Here is a 16622-nt window from a genome sequence, read left to right as displayed (position 1 = left end):
AAATTTAATTATTTTTTTTTAATCATTTTATACAAACAATTATGCAAAAGTTAATCCTCCTATTACTACTTTTTGCACCTTTTGGTTTGTTAGCCCAATCTAATGCGGAAGCAAGGTTAGCACATCAACAGGCAGAAAATCAGCTTGTGGGCCGGTATCCCCTAGCTAAAAAAATGGATATTGAAGCACTCACTATTCAACAAAAAGATCAGCACAAAACGTGCAATACATGTAGTAAAAAGCAACAAAAAACGCAGCATTCTATTGCTGTATCTTCACACACACAAGATTTGGCACATCTAAAAGCCAATCAGCAGAAACTAACTGCTGTCGTAAAAGATTTGCAAGAAGCACAAAATAGCGATGCCGTTTTATTGGCAAAATATCAGAAAGCTATCGAGTTAAATCAACGACAAATTGCAGTAGCTGAAAGGCAATTGTCCAACCAACAACAATTGGATGCCAAAAAATCTGAGTAAAAAATAATCCTTCATTAAATGGTTATTTTCACCTTCCTTATGCACTACAGTTTTGTAGTGCCTTAGCTTTTTTATGTCACCCTTATAGAAGGTACCACACCATTCAATTCCTATTCTTATCAGGAGTTATTTTTAACAGATGATTTATTATCTATCTATTTAACTTATACAATAGAGACAGTAGCTCTATTTCATAAATTAAAATTCATCATGAAACATATTTGTAATATTTTATTTTTATGCTTAGCCATTTGTGCTTGGGTTACCCAGACCAATGCACAAGCGATCAATTGTGGAGACTCTTACCTGAGCCCCTTTTGTAGTGGTATTGCGCAATATCCTGCCAATTACGATAGTACAGGACCAGGATCTGGCCCTCAAGCTCCCACAGGACCTAATTACGATTGTTTAGGAACTTGGGGAAACCCTAGTTACTTTTCCTTAACCATTGACCAAACAGGATCTGTCAATTTCACCCTAGACAATACAGCAAATGTAGATATTGATTTTATACTTTGGGGACCTTTTTCTAGTATAGCAGCAGCCAATTCTGCCTGTGACTCAATGGGACATGGTGGAGCATGGGGAGCAGTAGCCGATTGTAGTTATAGCGGTGCGCCTCAAGAGCCTGTTCAGATCCCTAATGCTCAAGCTGGTGAGGTTTATATTCTAATGGTCACCAACTATGCCAATGTTGCAACTAATATTTTTAGTACTCAAAATTCAGGTACTGGAAACATTGCTTGCCCTTGCGAAATTCCTTATACCATAGATACTATGCCTCCTACAGCAGGAAATCAAGGTTTTATAACCGATACGACTAATGGCGTTAACCAATTTGTGGTCTGTGTTGGTAATACACTTGGAATTCAGGTAAATGCTCAATCTAGTGCCAGTGATACCTTAAGCTTATATGGTCCCTTTACCACCATAAACAATAGCTTTGCCAATAACTCTGTCTTTGCAATGAATCCTAATGCCCCAACTTCGCTCAATGACTTGTCCATTTTTGCATTGGTAACCCCCACAATTAATGAAATTGGTGTTACTAATTTTAATATTGGGCTACGAAATGATTTATACACTGGAGGTTTTAGCGACAGTAGTTGTTTTGACTTACTAGACATACAAGTAGTTGTTCCTGGGGTTCAATTAACAAATCGAATGGTTTGCTCTGGAGAAAGTTTTCAGATTGTTGCAGACTCTATTCCTAGTACCACCTTGGGTAGTTCTAATTATGTTTGGAGCCAACTTAGTGGTCCAAGCGTTAGCTTTTCGAGCACTAGCTCACGAACCCCGACCATTACGATACCAACCACCGCTGCAACCAGTTCTAATGATACGATACTTATTGTTGTAGATTACGATTATGGTGGTTTGTGCCCCATGCGGGATACAATGATGCTCTTATTCAATGATGTAAGTTTAGCAACAACCGCTACACCAGATTCTATTTGTATTGGACAAACCTCAACCTTGCAAGTCGTTTTATCGGATACACTTACTCCTTCGGTTTGTGATGATTATAATGTTAATACAATTCCCTTTGCTCCTATTACGGGAACAGGGACATCCATTAGTTTGGGGGACGACCAATTATCAGCAAGTTTACCCATTGGATTTACTTTTAATTTTTTCTGTAACAATTACACCAATTTCTTTATCAGTAGTAATGGGTTTATTTCCTTTGATCCCAACGCAGGAAGTGGCTGCTGCTCTGGGCAAAATATACCTGATCCTTTTGATCCCAATGATATTATTGCCATGTGTTGGACCGATTGTAATCCTACCTCAGGAGGTACCATCGAGTACTTTACCGTAGGTACAGCACCCAACCGCCAATTGGTTGTGAATTTTATTAATGTGCCTCCTTATTCTACAGGTACAGGCAACCAAACGGTACAGGCTATCTTATTTGAAAATTCCAATGTCATTGAATTGCATGTAACCAATGCTACTCCAAGTGGCAGTTTCAATGAATTAACCTTAGGGATAGAAAATAGCACTGGTACGCTTGCACATGCTGCTCCTGGAGCCAATGCAACCACGACCACGATTTCCAATACTGCCTTTCGTTTTGAGCCCAAAAACTTTGGTCCTTTCTATACTTGGTCTCCAGCAGGTTCTTTAAGTGCTCATGATGTACCAACTCCCGTGGCTAGTCCTTTAGCTACTACCACCTATTCCGTTACGGTTTCGGATGGTGTTTGCTCGTATATCGACACAACTACGATTCATGCTATTTCAGGATTAAGCAGCCCTACTGTAACTTGCGATAGTGCTAGTTTAAATACAATTAGTTTTAGTTGGTCTAATCTAAATTTGCCTGCTACTGGTTATTATGAATATAGTATAGATGGTGGTACGACTTGGATTAATGTTGGTGCAACATTTTCAGCAACAGCAACAGGGTTAATAACCAATACCAACTATACTATCTTAGTACGTGCTAATGACGGCACCAATGGCAGTTGTCCATTAAGTCCAGTAGGGACAAGTAATTGCGCTACACTAAACCCTAGTTGTATCAATAATCCAGCAATTAATATTACATTAACCCCTACTCATTTATCGTGCAACAATGATTCTTCGGGTTGTATTAATGCCTCGGTAACAGGTGGTAGTGGCAACCCAATGAACTTAACTTGGTCTATGGGAGCTGTAGATACCAATATTATTTGTCAGCTTACTGCTGGTACCTACACCTTAGTTGTAACCGATACCCTATCAACAGGTTCTACCCCTGTTTCGTGTATTGACTCACAAACTATTACGATAACAGAGCCTCCAGTATTAGCGATTACAGTAGATTCTTTTGATCATCCATCTTGCAATAATTCTAATGACGGTGCAATCTATACCACAACAACTGGTGGAACGGCATCTTATACTTACAATTGGACCAATAACGATGTAACCGCTGACATTAGTAACCTAACTAGCGGGACTTTTGTGGTAACCGTAACCGATGCAAACGGCTGTACAGCTACCGATCAAACAACGCTAGTCGTGCCTAATCCAATTCTGATTACGATAGATAGTACCAACAATAACAGTTGTGATGGTACTCCTGATGGTAATATTTATATTACAGCAAGTGGTGGTGTAGGTACGCTAACCTATTTATGGAGCAATTCAACAATAACAGAAGATCTTATTGCTGTTCCTAATGATGATTACACCGTTACCGTTACAGATTCCAATGGATGTAGTGACACAGCAAGTGTTTCTATTGTTCCTGTTATCCTTCTAACCGTTACTGACACAATAACGCATCCACTGTGTCATGGAGACAACGGTTCTGCTACCTTAACTGTTGCTGGCGGGTCAGGCAATTATACCTTTGATTGGGGAGCTGCTTCTACCGCTACAGGTAATACGACTAGTCTGTCAGCAGGCACTGTTACGATTACCGTTACCGATCAAAACAATGGTTGTACAGGCACACACACCATCACGCTTAACAACCCACCTGTTTTGACAGTATCTTTATTAGACACAACCAATATTGGTTGTCATGCGGCTCCCAACAGTGGTGCTGTAGACATTCAAGTCCTTGGAGGAACAAGCCCCTATACCTATGCTTGGGATAATATGGCAATAACTGAAGATTTAACTGGAGTTATTGCGGGTAATTATTCTGTTGTTGTTACAGATGATAATAATTGTACCGTTAGTGGAGGCGCTTATACGGTTGAGCAAGCAACGAGCATTGCTGTTAATATCAGCACACTAACAGGATTCTTATCTTGCGATCTCCAAGCAATTGGTGCCTTACAAGCTAGTGCAACAGGTGGTAACAATATTAGCTACACATGGAGTAACAATAGTACAGATAGTACAATAACTAATCTAGGTGCAGGGAGTTATACCGTAACAGCAAGCAATGGTGACGGTTGTACCGATACAGCTAGCCAAACCATTTACGCTCCAGTTATTCCAACACTAGATGCTTATGTAAGTGTTACGGGTATGACTAGTGTTTCTGTGCCATTGAATAGTTCTGTTGTTCTTTCAGCAGGTTCTACAGGGTTTAATTATGCGTGGACAAGTAGCGCTGATCCAGTTACAGGAAATGCCAATATTGCAAATCCATCTGCAGCCCAAACAACAACTAATCCTGATCCAGCAGGTGATTACACTTATATTGTAACTGCTAGTGCAACCACTAATGACACAACTTGTACGGCAACAGATACCGTTTGGCTTACTGTTGAGGCTCCATTCCAAGGAATTCCAACTGCTTTTTCTCCTGATGGGGATGGCATAAACGATACTTTCCGTCCAGTCACCTTAAGCGATGAAGAAGTAAAGGTATTTAGAATTTACAATCGTTGGGGGCAAGAAGTCTATAATGGAGACGAAGCTCATGGCGAAGGTTGGGATGGTACATTCCAAGGTGTTCCTCAACCAACTGAAGTTTATATTTACCTAATTGAGTATCAGAAAGCAAGTGATCCTAATCCGAGTTCATCAAAAGGTGAATTCACCTTAATCCGTTAAGAGACTATATGATGAGCAAGCATGGGTTACCTTTTCGTTTAAAGCGTAGCTCATTGCTTGTTTTTTTATTAATGGTTTATACCAAAAATGCTCCTAGGAAACAAATTCCCTAGGAGCATTTTTATTACAATATGGTTTTAAACAATGATTAGTTTCCTCCATTAAAAGGAACCGTATCATAATCAAAAGGTAACACTTTTGAATCTTTTACAGTAGACAAAGTCATCAAAGTTTTTAGGCGCTCAATTTCTTCTATTTTAGAAAGTGTTTTGAATAACAACTGCTCATAAGTGGGAATATCCTTACAAACTAGGTGCATCAAGAAGTCAGCCTCACCAGTAATGATATAGCATTCTACTATCTCATCAATTTCAGCAACTTTAGCAATAAAGTTCTCTAGCGCATTTTCTTTTTGCCAAGCTAAAGACACCAATACAAACGTCTTTACACTTAAACCAATTACTTGAGGGTCAACTTGAGCATGATAACTCTTAATAATTCCAGAGCTTTCAAGCTTCTTTACACGTTCTAATGTTGGAGCTGGCGACAAACCGATTTTTTTGGATAAATCTAAATTTGTAATTTTACTATTTGCCTGCAAGATTTTCAAAATTTTTAAATCTATTTTGTCCAACTTGTGATTGTGTCCAGACATATGTTTTTATCTTTTAAAAAATTAAATAAATAAATAGAAAATATAACAATCAACTATTTATTGAATAAAAATTTGCATCTTAAATGGATGCGTGATTGCAAATATACAATATTATCCATTGATTAGACAAAATTTTATTTTTTTTACAAAATTTTATTTTGTTTGTTAATATAAAAAACCCGAAAAAAGAACAGATTAAAATTATTTTTGTGTTACAAAATCAATATTTAATTTTTAAAGTAAGCGATTTCATGCACTTCATACGGTTGAGGAACTTCTAAGGACTGTATCATTTTTTCTAGCTTTCGAATGGGGATTGTTGCTCTTCTCCGAGCCAAGATGTTCTCTATTGAAGTTTCTATGTAAATAATTTTAAATGTTGGGTTGTACACACTTAGTGTGTTGATGATTCTAGAACGAAGTTCTGTAGTCAGATTGGTACTATTCCAAATAAAGCTTCTTTTTTGAGCAGCATATTCTTTAGCCCTTTGATAAGCCAATTGAGCTACCTTGCCTTGCGCCTTTTTATCGGTATATTTGATCCCTAACTCTTGACGAATTTCGTCCAAACTAATAATAGGCAAATTTATAGTTTGCGCATAGGTATCTTTACCACTTCCAGGAATGCCCGACAATAAAATCACTTCAAAACGTGTATCGTCATAAATAATAGCAGGGTAAATGGCGTTTTTTATAAAAAACTTGAACTGGCTATGTTGATTGTGAAATGCTTTAGGGGTTTCCCAACATTCTTGTTCTATACAAAACACTTTAAACAATTCCACCCGATCCAAAAAATCATCCTGACTATTGCTCTTTCGCCCCAATACATCCGCCTTGGACAATAGATAAAGCAACTTATTGTTTAGCCTCAGACTAGACATGGCAACAGCTCGGTTAGGATTGTCTTTATTCAAGCACCAAATGGGTAAGCCATGTAAACGAATGAGGGAACAAATCAACTCTCTTGCTTTAAAATCCATGTTCCACAATAATTTTCGAGCCATTCTTTCTCCTACTTCGCTATGTTTGGGCGCTCGAATATGTCCTTCTTCATCCGTTGTTGTGCATTGAGGCTTTGCAACATCATGCAATAAAGCAGACCAAAGCAAAATTTCTTGCTCATATCGATCCAATTCCTTAAACGCCTCTAAGTTTATCAATTCATCCAATACCATCTTAGTATGAATTCCCACATCTCCCTCCGCATGAAAAATAGGATCTTGCTGACAGTTTTGCATATCCTGAAACCATTGCTTCTGTTCAATACGTTCCCAATTAGGGGTTAAATCTTTGTGCCATAGGTTTTTCATACCAGAGGGCAGCCCTTTTCCAATTTCGAGTCCAGTGTTCATCGGTTTGTACATGATTTTTACGTACGTATTTTAAGACATTGTATTTAAAGTCTACTGAGGAAAATCCATCGGCATTTCGAAGGACAAAACCTTCGCAGTCTCCGCCCAATGCACTTCCTAGTTCCATACGTTTAGTGATCAACTCTTTTAGTTCTTTTTCTGTAAATTTTCCCATTTCAAAAACAGGAACGGTAGCCAAGTCCAATATATCGGCAAAAAATAAGACCTCTTCCCAGGAAAGCCAGTGATCCCCTTCCCGAATCGCAAAAACATAAAAATGATAAGACAATTGCTGATATTCTATGCTGTGAATACCATATAGATTTTCGCCAAATACTTCTAAATCCCCTAAACTATCTCTCAGGCGATCCCAAATAACCCACATGTTTTTAGCCCAAGGATTTCGAGTAGGAGCAGCATGGGATCGAGCAAAAACACCTGTGCTTTTGAGGCAAGTATTTTCTCCATCTAGCTTTTCAGTAATTAATAGCTCCTTTTTTAATAGCCCTTGCCAATCCTTTAATATTTTATCATCATTGCTCACTCCCTGAGAAAAAGGCAAATGATACGTTCTACCATATTTGCGAGATTGCATTTTTTATTGATTTGAATGAATGAGCTGTGTACAGGACGAACGATAAAACAAAGCACTCACAAGCAAGCTGGGTTTGTCCTGTACTCAAATGTAATGAGTGAAAAAGATAATATTTGGTACTTCTAGTGATTTATCATCCCTGTTATTAACTAAAGTTTGTACTTTTTAGTTCCATTCTAACTTTCTTCACTTTTTTTGTCAAAAAGTTAAAAATGCACAAAGGATTAATTTCTAATATTTCAATGAATTCTTATATTAGTTCAGAGACAGTGTTTTTAACTAATCCCTCAATCAACTATTTTTCAGTTTCATTGTGCGGGTTTTACACTGTACTTGGTTCGGTTTTTCAACAAACCATTATTACTTAATATAGTAGCCCGTTAATTTAGCTTTTTGATGTATAATCCTTTGGTTCTTATAAAGAATCCATGATGCCATTTTTAACGGACTATTGTAATACGTTCAAACAATGAAAAAACTACTACTTATCTCTTTTTCTTTATTATTGTTCATCTCTTGCGAAGATAGCCCAAGCAGTCCACAAAAAGACTTACTAGTTGGCTCATGGATATTTGAAAGTGGGACTAAAAATGGCAGTGAAGAAGGAATAGAATTACTAAACAATCTTATATTTACATTTACAACTGAACAATTTAAATGCGAGTTGTTGCCTGATATGATGCCTGGTTTAAAAAAGGAGGAGCACTATGAGTTAAAAGACAATTTAATAGTAATTAATCCTAATTTTGACTTAGAAATAAAAGAGGTCAATTCAGATCATTTATGGATTAAATTCGAGATCTTATTTGACGAGGAACCCATTGAATTTGATTTAAAATTCATCCCTCATGAAGCACAATAAAAAAAGCGGAATTGAAAAATCAATTCCGCTTTTTTTTATTGTATCATAACCCCTCTTTTTTCAACAATTGGGATATGGGTTAGATTAACTTCAATAAAACTTCCCTGTACAAAGACGTATTTTTTATCGTACATAAAGCCATCATAATTAAAACTAATCCAGTACTCGTTTGCTAATTGGAATAATTTTGAGTCAATGGGTTCAATTTTGACTGCCATTTCAGCGCCAATATATTCGTAAAAGTAACGCAATTGGGTCGTTTCTACTTTCTCTCCATCAATTTCTCCATAGCCTCTAGAGCTTATAAAAACATTTTTAATTTCCTCCTTTTTTAGATTTAGTAGATATACATTCCAAAAATTTTTGTCTTCTTCACTGGGAACTACAGCAATTGCGATATCGGTTACCTTTTTGATCGGAATATCTTTCTTCATCTTCTAATACTTATATTTTTCAATTTTATGGCATCATACAGCTTGTAAAATTACTAAACCTGTTTATACCAATCCTAATCTAATGTATAAAATGTATGTGTGTGTTTTTATACTCGTAAAAGCCAGTGTATTAGGTTACTTATAATTTGCCTCAAACAAATCTGCAAAATGACGTTTTAATTGTTCCTTAACCTCATCTAAATCAACTACCTGACCTAATTCTTGTTCCATTGAAGTCACTGCTTTGTCATCGATTCCACAAGGGACTATATGTCTAAAGTAAGTCAGATCAGTATTCACATTTAAAGCAAAACCATGCATTGTTGTCCAACGACTCAAATGTACCCCAACTGCACAGATTTTTCGAGGATTATTTGTTCCTACTCCAATCCATACCCCAGAAAGCCCCTTGATTCGCTCCCCTACAATCTGATATTCTGCAAGCATACGAATAATTGCCTCCTCCAACAATCGAACATAACGCCCTATATCTGTAAAAAACTCATCGAGATCTAAAATCGGGTACCCCACTAACTGCCCATAACCATGGTAAGTAATATCTCCCCCTCTATTGATTTTATGAAACGTTGCATTTTTTTGCGATAAAGTAGCCTCATTTAACAACAAGTGTGCTTCTTTTCCATTCCGACCAAGCGTATATACATGCGGGTGTTCACAGAAAAGCAAGTAATGAAACTGTTCTTGTTGCTCCTCCACTTCGAGTTTTCGATTGGTTAACTTACGTTCAACAACCTCTTCAAAAAGTTTGGTTTGTAAATCCCAAGCCTCGGTGTATGGAATTACCCCCAAGTCTTTATAAATAATTTCTTTGCCCATTTCTCTATTGTGCCTTATTGATTACCCCAATGCAGCAGCAGCCAATTCACGCTTTAATAAATCGATAACATTTACCTCAATAGAATCTACTTTTCTAGCTTCTGCCAATTCCCAAGAAATCCAGTCTCCCAAATGTACTGCATACATCGCCTGTTCAATTAGAGAATCGCCCATACAATCAACTTCTAGGATTGACGTTGCTACCTTGTTAATAATCCCTTTACTAATTTCAATACGCATTTGATTGCGTTCAAAATCACTTCCTGAACGGAATAATAAAACAGCATATTCACCAGATTGTTCTCTCCATCCCACTAATTCGTTATGATTCATCTCTGGGAAGACATGGTGCAAGGCCAAAATTTTAGAATTTTCATTCAATTGCTGACGCAAACGCAAAGCAACAGCTCCCATACGATCTGTAGCATAAATTACAGGAAATTTTCCATGCATTTTGCGTGCCAAATTGGTTGCCTTTACTTTAATCTGTTCTTGTTGCTCCTCCAATAAGGCAATTGATTTTCTTAAATCATCAATGCACTGCTTGGATGCAAAGCCAAAATAGTTTAGAACAAACAATTGTTGTACCAAAGAATAGCCCAGACAAGATCGAGGAGGTTGTTGGACACTTGGTATTTTTATACAATCTAAATTTAATCGTTTTGCTTCTTCAAGCAATTTTCCACCAGAAGAAATACAAACAATTTTGGCTCCTCTCTTTAATGCTTTTTCAAATGTAAGCAGTGTTTCTTCTGTATTACCAGAAAAAGAAGATGCAATTACCAATGAATTCTCACCTACATAAGCAGGCAAATCATATCCTTTGCAAGACAAAAAAGGTACGGAACAAGAATCTCGGACAAATTCAGCGACAAAATCTCCTCCTATACCAGAACCACCCATTCCCAAAACAATTATATTATGGATAGGTCGGTCGTGTTTACTCAATGTTGCCTGTTCCCCAATTTCTAAAGCCGTTTTTAATTGCTTAGGAAACTCCTGGATAAAAACATTCATCATAACTTTCCTTATTTTTTTTAAGTTTCACCCTTCTACCAAAAGGGTCAAAGGTTGGATAATAATGTTATTTGAATCACTAGAACAAAGTACATTAAAATTCTCTTGCTCCGATATCTATTCTTTAACAAGATTGCTTAAATAAGTATGTAAAATTATTATTGTTCATTTTGCATATATACTTAACCATTACCTTACAATATTTTATACTAAAAACAACATTAGAATTATTAATTTTAGTATATCCTATTTTTTCTACAAGAAATAAGTCAAGAATAAGCAATTTGTTATCTTGTTTGCTTATTCTTGACTTATCCAAATAACTCTGCAATATAATAATTTTATGGCGAAACACAATGATGTTGGCGACTTAGGTGAGCAAATTGCAAAAAAACACTTAATCGTCCAAAATTATCAGATCCTAGATTCCAATTGGCGTTGGGGCAAAGGCGAAATTGATCTCATTGCCTTTCATCAAGGGGTACTTGTTTTTATAGAAGTAAAAACACGCCAAAAAGCTACTTTTGGAATGCCAGAAGAAGCCATCACTCCCAAAAAACAAATGCTCATCTACGAGCTAGCAATTGAATATATGTATCGAACCAACTATGAAGCAGAGTTTCGGTTTGATGTGATTGCTATTTTGTTAGAACCGCAATTATCCATTCGACATTTTGAAGATGCTTTTTTTCCAAATTGGAGCTAACCCAACATCCCTATCCTATGATCAATGCATTTTTTAGAGACAACCACAACTTTAGTTTTGGGAACTCACATCATATTGCCGCCTTAGTTTTATTTTCGTTCTTCACAATCTGTTCTATTTATATTGCCAACAAATATTGCTCAGAACAACAAAAATATAAACTGGGTAATTACATTGGTGGTTCTTTATCGCTTACCATTGTATTGTGGATCATTGCAGAAATTTCATTGGGTAAATTTGATTTAGCCATTGATTTGCCGCTATATCTATGCTCCTTTATGGCTTTTACCATGCCTATTTTTACACTAACTCGCAGTTTTCTGATCTATGAAATTATTGTTTTTTGGATTTGGGGAGGAACCTTACAAGCCGTTATTACACCAGATTTGTATCATAATTTTCCTCATTATAATTTTATAAAATACTGGATGGGACATGCGGGCTTGATTTGGATGATTTTATATGCCACCTATGTTTATCAATACCGCCCTACCTTTAAGAGTATTTTTAAATCTTTTGGTGTTCTACAAATCTATTTTATCCTTATTATTGGTGTGAATTATTTATTAGGTTCCAACTATGCCTATCTCAACGAAAAGCCAACGGTTGGTTCTGTTTTGGATTGGTTTGGTCCTTGGCCTTATTATGTCATTCAAGGACAGTTCTTAATCTTACCCATCTTTTTTGTTATTTATATGCCTTTTTATTTTTCTAATAAGCGGCATACTCCCTAGACCAATTTTGTGTGGATTTATTCTGTGCGACTTTTCATAAACATTCATTCTCAAATAAAAGAAGTACTGAAAGCCGCACAGAACAATTGTATTCCTATTGCTTTACTATTTTTTGGGTAATGGATTCTTGACCATTATTGATTGATAAATGATAAATACCTGATGGAAGATCGTTCATATTTATTGTTGTAAGAAGAGCGGTTGAGGTTCTAGTAACCAAGACTCTACCTAAATTATCTATTAGGCTAATCCTGATTTCATCCTTGTCTTTTTTTGATAAATATAATAAAGCTGTGGTCGGATTCGGATAAACTTGTATTCCCATATTTTTTTCTAGCATAGGAAACAACAGCCCTGTAACATTAATACAATTTGAAGTGACCGTACAGGTTCCATTGGTTATTTGAACCGCATAAATTCCATTAGCAGTTGCCGTATAAAATGCATTGGTCGCTCCAGAAATAGATGCATTTCCATTGTTGCAATCCAACCATTGATAAGTATACCCAACTGCATTAGCACTTAAGGTAAACCCATTTTGATGGACACTGCTGTCTACTAAGCTATCTATGGTTAAATTTATGGTTATAGTGCTATCACAACCTGATGAGTTAGGAATAGTAGCAGTATATTGACCACTAGAAAAATAAGCTTGTCCATCAGGGGCAATATAACTAGAACAAGCATATTCGTTGATACTAACCGATGAATGTTGAGAAAACACAAGATTAATAATAACCGTACTATCACACCCTTGATAACTTGGCATCAAAAAAGTATACTGTCCTGAAGTAAATAAAAATTGTCCGTCTGGAGCAATATAGAAATTCCCACAAGCGGTATCGTTTAGGGTCAAAGTTGGAACTTGAGGTATGGTCAAATAAATGGTAATGACACTGTCGCAACCTGCTGCATTTGGAATAATTGCTGTGTACTGTCCACTACTAGTATAAACTTGGCTATCAGGTGCAATAAAGGAATCACAGCTTGTCTCGTAAATGGTTGCAAAAGTACTATTCTTAATCGTCAAATGAATGGTAATGATACTGTCACAACCTGCTGCATTTTGGATAATTGCTGTGTACTGTCCACTGTTGGCATAAACTTGGCTATCGGGTGCGATAAAGGAATCGCAGCTTGTCTCGTAAATGGTTGCAAAAGTACTGTCCTTAATCGTTAAATGAATAGTAATGATACTGTCACAACCTGCTGCATTTGGGATAAGTGCTGTGTACTGTCCACTGTTGGTATAAATCTGACTATCGGGTGCCATATACCAGCCACAAGCATTTTCTGTTAAAAGAGCGGTTGAATTAAGAATAGACAGATTGATGGTATACAAGCTATCTCTTCCTCCGTTATTAATTGCTTGCCAATAAGTTCCCGATTTAGTATAAAGTTTATTATTGTAACGATAGCTTTCACATGCTGCAACATCTAAGGTCTGTTCTCCCTCCCAATTTAAATCCTGAGGTCCTGCAATCTGATGCGCTGTTGCGTTCGTAAAAATAGGCGGATTAGCATCAAAATAAATCGTTGCGGTATTTTCAATAATTGTTCCTAACGATAAATTGGCAATTTGGTTCACTTTGAACGCAACAAAACCATGAGAACCAACGCTATTGGTCGTACTATCAGGCAACCTAATATTATTAAAGGTCCACTCTAAAACCCTTGGTCCATAAATTCTAAAACTATAATTATCACTAGCTACACTAGGACGTACAGAGTTAATATCTAAATCCATAGATAGCGTATCTCGAATAACGATTGTAAATACAGTATCCGTTCCTGTGTTCTGAAAGCGAATAAAATATTCCATTTCCTGATTGGGTAAGATGTCATGAGCAGTTCCCACCCCTAAAGGAAATCCCTGTTTATTATTAGAATCGAAACTTCCCGCTACAATCCCACAATAAATATCTATCTGTGGATCTGCATCATCCTGAGGAAAAACAGTTACTAAGTTGGGCGTCCAATTTTGTCTATTTCCACATAATTCTATGGTGGCAGAAGGCTTTGAATTGCCTAAATGCAAGGGATGTTGATCGACCTCCATTCTCCATGTTCTTCCATCTCCTGAATAGGCAAAAATAGCGGTATCTCCACTATTTAATAAGACAGAATCTGTAAGTGTATAAATGCTATCTATGTACAATCGTATTGGTGAAAAACAAGACATATTTCCGCTCCCCTTATTAACAATCATAAAATGAATGGAGTCATTTTGGCAGAAAGCATCAATATCTAAATGAGATTGGTCATAGATGCTAGAGCAAGGAATTGTTCTAGGAGGAAAAAGCGTTGGAAAAGTATCTAAAGCACAGTCCTTAATTGGGTATAACGCTGCTTGCAAACATAGGGTTTGTCCCAAAATTGCACGATTGCTTAACTGGCAATCTAGCCAAAAATTTACCACAGAACTAGGGAATAGCGTATCTAGATACACACTATATTGATTATTTCCTAAATTGGTATAAGGTAGATTAGCGGATTGAACTGTTAATAAGCTATCCAATTCTATAATAACATAGGCACTATCCAAAGATCCTGTGCCATGGGATTGGTTTTCTGCTTGAACATAAATTCTCTGATTAGAAAATCCTGGACGCAAAAAAGGGGCATGAATTGTAACATTGGGTTTGGGGCAAACAACCCTAGGGACAAAACCAAAGGAGGGTCCTTCTACAAGACTATCAAAACTAACCACTGAAAAATGTTGTGTTATTGGACAGGTGGGGCGCCATTCCCCTGTCGTATCAACAGTAATAGAATAATTTCCAATAGGAAGCGAATCAAAAGCCCAGATACCATTTGCATTGCTGCTGGTAATTATATTTCCTGGATTAAGAATGAGCATTCTATTGGGTAAATTAACTTCATTGGTATCCTGTACACAATCTTGGCTAAAGTCGTGATAGATGCGTCCTACAATTCCTTTTTGCTTTAATTTTTGAACAAATAGATCGGAGTTGAGCGCTTTCAATTTCACCCTTCCTGTATGAAAGCTAAAATCTGCTGTTCTAACAAAATTTCCCGCAGTATAAACATTATTAGAATGATCAACGGTTATAGCACCATTGGTTTGACTGTCATAATTGGGTCCTCCTACACTTTTTGCCCAGATAAAATTTCCATTAGCGTCTAATTTCTGAATAAAAATATCAATACTGCCACTAGAACTTCCCAACTGCACTCCTGCATTAGGATTTAAATCTGCTGGACCACTAAAACGCCCCATCGTGTACACATTATTAAAGCGATCCGTTGCTATTGAATACCCAATATCCAGAAATGCTCCACCAAAACCTTTTGCCCAGATAAAATTCCCATTTTGCCCCAGTTTCCAAACAAACACATCTGTATTGGCAGCAGTGAGCGTGCTTCCCCCTCCATTTGGATTAAAATCTACGGTACCACTAAAACTTCCAGTAATATAAATATCGTTCAGGTGATCAACCGTTATCGCTCGCCCCATATCAGCATCGATGCTCTTCGCCCAAACAAAATTCCCATTGGCATCCAGTTTTTGGATAAACAAATCATATAAGCTTGTAGAAACCAACTTATAAACCCCTACTCCAGGGTCAAAATCTACCGTATCTCTAAATCTTCCTGTTGTATATACATTGCCTAGGTCATCAATTGCTAAAGAACGCCCTTCGTCTCCACTAACTCCTCCCATGCTTTTTGCCCAGATAAAATTCCCATTAGCATCTAATTTTTGAACAAATACATCTTCATGGTCAACTGCTGTCAAATTATTTACCCCTATATTAGGATCAAAATCTACGGTAGCACGAAACCATCCTGTAGTATAAATATTCCCCAAATGATCCATTGAAATCCCATATCCTGCATCTTGATCTGTACTTCCGATACTTTTTGCCCAGACAAAATTCCCATTGGCATCTAGTTTTTGAATAAAAATATCTGAACTACCTAAAGCGGTTAACGGGTTTATTCCTGCATTGGGGTTAAAATCTACTGTCCAATAGTATTGACCAATGGTATAAACATTGCCAAAATCATCGACCACAATGGAATGTGCTTCATCATTATAGCTTCCGCCCATAGACTTAGCCCAAAGTAAATTGCCTTTTGCATCCAATTTTTGGATAAATATATCGTATCCCCCAACAGCCGTTAATGAATCTACTCCTGTATTAGGGTCAAAATCTACGGTACCATAAAAGTAGCCCGTTGTATAAACATTCCCCCACTTATCGGTAGTCATGGCGTTCACCACTCCATGAGTAGTTCCTTTCATGCTTTTTGCCCACTCTAATGCAACTTGCCCATTGGCAATATTTCCAAGTAAAAGAAAAAGTATTCCTAGCCAAAGTATTATCGTTTTACTTTTGCCTATTTCTGATGTTTTTGAGGTATAATAGTTGTTGAAGTTCATGAGTTTGTTTTATAAAAAGGTTGGTAGCACCTTACTC

General features: G+C 36.9%; 12 protein-coding genes. 5 read left to right on the top strand and 7 right to left on the bottom strand.

Translation table 11 applies throughout. The features are described 5' to 3' along the window. Window positions 1–41 precede the first annotated feature (41 nt). The gene (locus tag AsAng_RS03505) at window positions 42–479 is read left to right on the top strand and encodes a hypothetical protein (protein ID WP_264791400.1); all 438 of its coding nucleotides are present in this window, start codon (window positions 42–44) and stop codon (window positions 477–479) included. 210 nt (window positions 480–689) lie between these two features. Next, on the top strand, window positions 690–4982 hold the full coding sequence (locus tag AsAng_RS03500; protein ID WP_264791399.1) for a T9SS type B sorting domain-containing protein: 4293 nt from the start codon (window positions 690–692) through the stop codon (window positions 4980–4982). Between the two features lie 148 nt (window positions 4983–5130). Here the strand turns inward: AsAng_RS03500 and AsAng_RS03495 are convergent, their stop codons facing one another. The 3 genes from AsAng_RS03495 to AsAng_RS03485 all read right to left on the bottom strand — a co-directional run bounded on the left by AsAng_RS03495 (window position 5131) and on the right by AsAng_RS03485 (window position 7587). Beyond that, window positions 5131–5637, bottom strand: a complete 507-nt coding sequence (locus tag AsAng_RS03495; RefSeq protein WP_264791398.1) for an Lrp/AsnC family transcriptional regulator — start codon at window positions 5635–5637, stop codon at window positions 5131–5133. A 227-nt stretch (window positions 5638–5864) separates the two neighbouring features. Then, window positions 5865–6992, bottom strand: coding sequence for an AAA family ATPase (locus tag AsAng_RS03490; RefSeq protein WP_264791397.1), 1128 nt, complete (start codon window positions 6990–6992; stop codon window positions 5865–5867). Next, entirely contained in the window at window positions 6916–7587 is a 672-nt protein-coding gene (locus AsAng_RS03485) for an RNA ligase family protein (RefSeq protein ID WP_264791396.1), read from the bottom strand. Before AsAng_RS03485 ends, AsAng_RS03490 begins: the two co-directional genes overlap by 77 nt. Window positions 7588–8056: 469 nt before the next feature. Between AsAng_RS03485 and AsAng_RS03480 the strand changes: the two genes are divergently transcribed. Beyond that, on the top strand, window positions 8057–8449 hold the full coding sequence (locus tag AsAng_RS03480; RefSeq protein ID WP_264791395.1) for a hypothetical protein: 393 nt from the start codon (window positions 8057–8059) through the stop codon (window positions 8447–8449). A 35-nt stretch (window positions 8450–8484) separates the two neighbouring features. Here AsAng_RS03480 and AsAng_RS03475 read toward each other — a convergent pair whose 3' ends face one another. The 3 genes from AsAng_RS03475 to AsAng_RS03465 form a co-directional block, all read right to left on the bottom strand. Beyond that, window positions 8485–8883, bottom strand: a complete 399-nt coding sequence (locus tag AsAng_RS03475) for a hypothetical protein (RefSeq protein WP_264791394.1) — start codon at window positions 8881–8883, stop codon at window positions 8485–8487. Window positions 8884–9018: 135 nt separating this feature from the next. Beyond that, complete coding sequence (lipB, locus tag AsAng_RS03470) at window positions 9019–9720, bottom strand: lipoyl(octanoyl) transferase LipB (protein ID WP_264791393.1); 702 nt, start codon at window positions 9718–9720, stop codon at window positions 9019–9021. Window positions 9721–9741: 21 nt separating this feature from the next. Then, on the bottom strand, window positions 9742–10752 hold the full coding sequence (locus tag AsAng_RS03465; RefSeq protein ID WP_319993646.1) for a bifunctional phosphoglucose/phosphomannose isomerase: 1011 nt from the start codon (window positions 10750–10752) through the stop codon (window positions 9742–9744). A gap of 328 nt (window positions 10753–11080) precedes the next feature. Here AsAng_RS03465 and AsAng_RS03460 point away from each other — a divergent pair, with 328 nt between their 5' ends. Then, window positions 11081–11443 carry a YraN family protein gene (locus AsAng_RS03460; RefSeq protein WP_264791391.1) on the top strand — a complete coding sequence of 121 codons (363 nt, stop codon included), beginning with the start codon at window positions 11081–11083 and terminating at the stop codon, window positions 11441–11443. Window positions 11444–11460: 17 nt separating this feature from the next. Beyond that, window positions 11461–12177: a YwaF family protein gene (locus AsAng_RS03455; protein WP_264791390.1), complete on the top strand. Its 717-nt coding sequence runs from the start codon at window positions 11461–11463 to the stop codon at window positions 12175–12177. Between the two features lie 94 nt (window positions 12178–12271). Here the strand turns inward: AsAng_RS03455 and AsAng_RS03450 are convergent, their stop codons facing one another. Next, window positions 12272–16585 carry a DUF7619 domain-containing protein gene (locus AsAng_RS03450; RefSeq protein WP_264791389.1) on the bottom strand — a complete coding sequence of 1438 codons (4314 nt, stop codon included), beginning with the start codon at window positions 16583–16585 and terminating at the stop codon, window positions 12272–12274. Window positions 16586–16622 lie beyond the last annotated feature (37 nt).

This window comes from Aureispira anguillae (assembly GCF_026000115.1).
Lineage (GTDB): Bacteria > Bacteroidota > Bacteroidia > Chitinophagales > Saprospiraceae > Aureispira > Aureispira anguillae.
The sequence above is the reverse complement of the archived record's forward strand: the minus strand, read 5'-3'. Positions and strand labels throughout refer to the sequence as shown.

Excerpts from the sequence above, each read along its gene's own strand:
- AsAng_RS03475 (WP_264791394.1), bottom strand. The coding sequence starts at position 8,883 with ATGAAGAAAGATATTCCGATCAAAAAGGTAACCGATATCGCAATTGCT.
- AsAng_RS03490 (WP_264791397.1), bottom strand. The coding sequence starts at position 6,992 with ATGAACACTGGACTCGAAATTGGAAAAGGGCTGCCCTCTGGTATGAAA.
- AsAng_RS03500 (WP_264791399.1), top strand. The coding sequence starts at position 690 with ATGAAACATATTTGTAATATTTTATTTTTATGCTTAGCCATTTGTGCT.
- lipB (WP_264791393.1), bottom strand. The coding sequence starts at position 9,720 with ATGGGCAAAGAAATTATTTATAAAGACTTGGGGGTAATTCCATACACC.
- AsAng_RS03455 (WP_264791390.1), top strand. The coding sequence starts at position 11,461 with ATGATCAATGCATTTTTTAGAGACAACCACAACTTTAGTTTTGGGAAC.
- AsAng_RS03485 (WP_264791396.1), bottom strand. The coding sequence starts at position 7,587 with ATGCAATCTCGCAAATATGGTAGAACGTATCATTTGCCTTTTTCTCAG.
- AsAng_RS03460 (WP_264791391.1), top strand. The coding sequence starts at position 11,081 with ATGGCGAAACACAATGATGTTGGCGACTTAGGTGAGCAAATTGCAAAA.
- AsAng_RS03450 (WP_264791389.1), bottom strand. The coding sequence starts at position 16,585 with ATGAACTTCAACAACTATTATACCTCAAAAACATCAGAAATAGGCAAA.
- AsAng_RS03505 (WP_264791400.1), top strand. The coding sequence starts at position 42 with ATGCAAAAGTTAATCCTCCTATTACTACTTTTTGCACCTTTTGGTTTG.
- AsAng_RS03480 (WP_264791395.1), top strand. The coding sequence starts at position 8,057 with ATGAAAAAACTACTACTTATCTCTTTTTCTTTATTATTGTTCATCTCT.
- AsAng_RS03495 (WP_264791398.1), bottom strand. The coding sequence starts at position 5,637 with ATGTCTGGACACAATCACAAGTTGGACAAAATAGATTTAAAAATTTTG.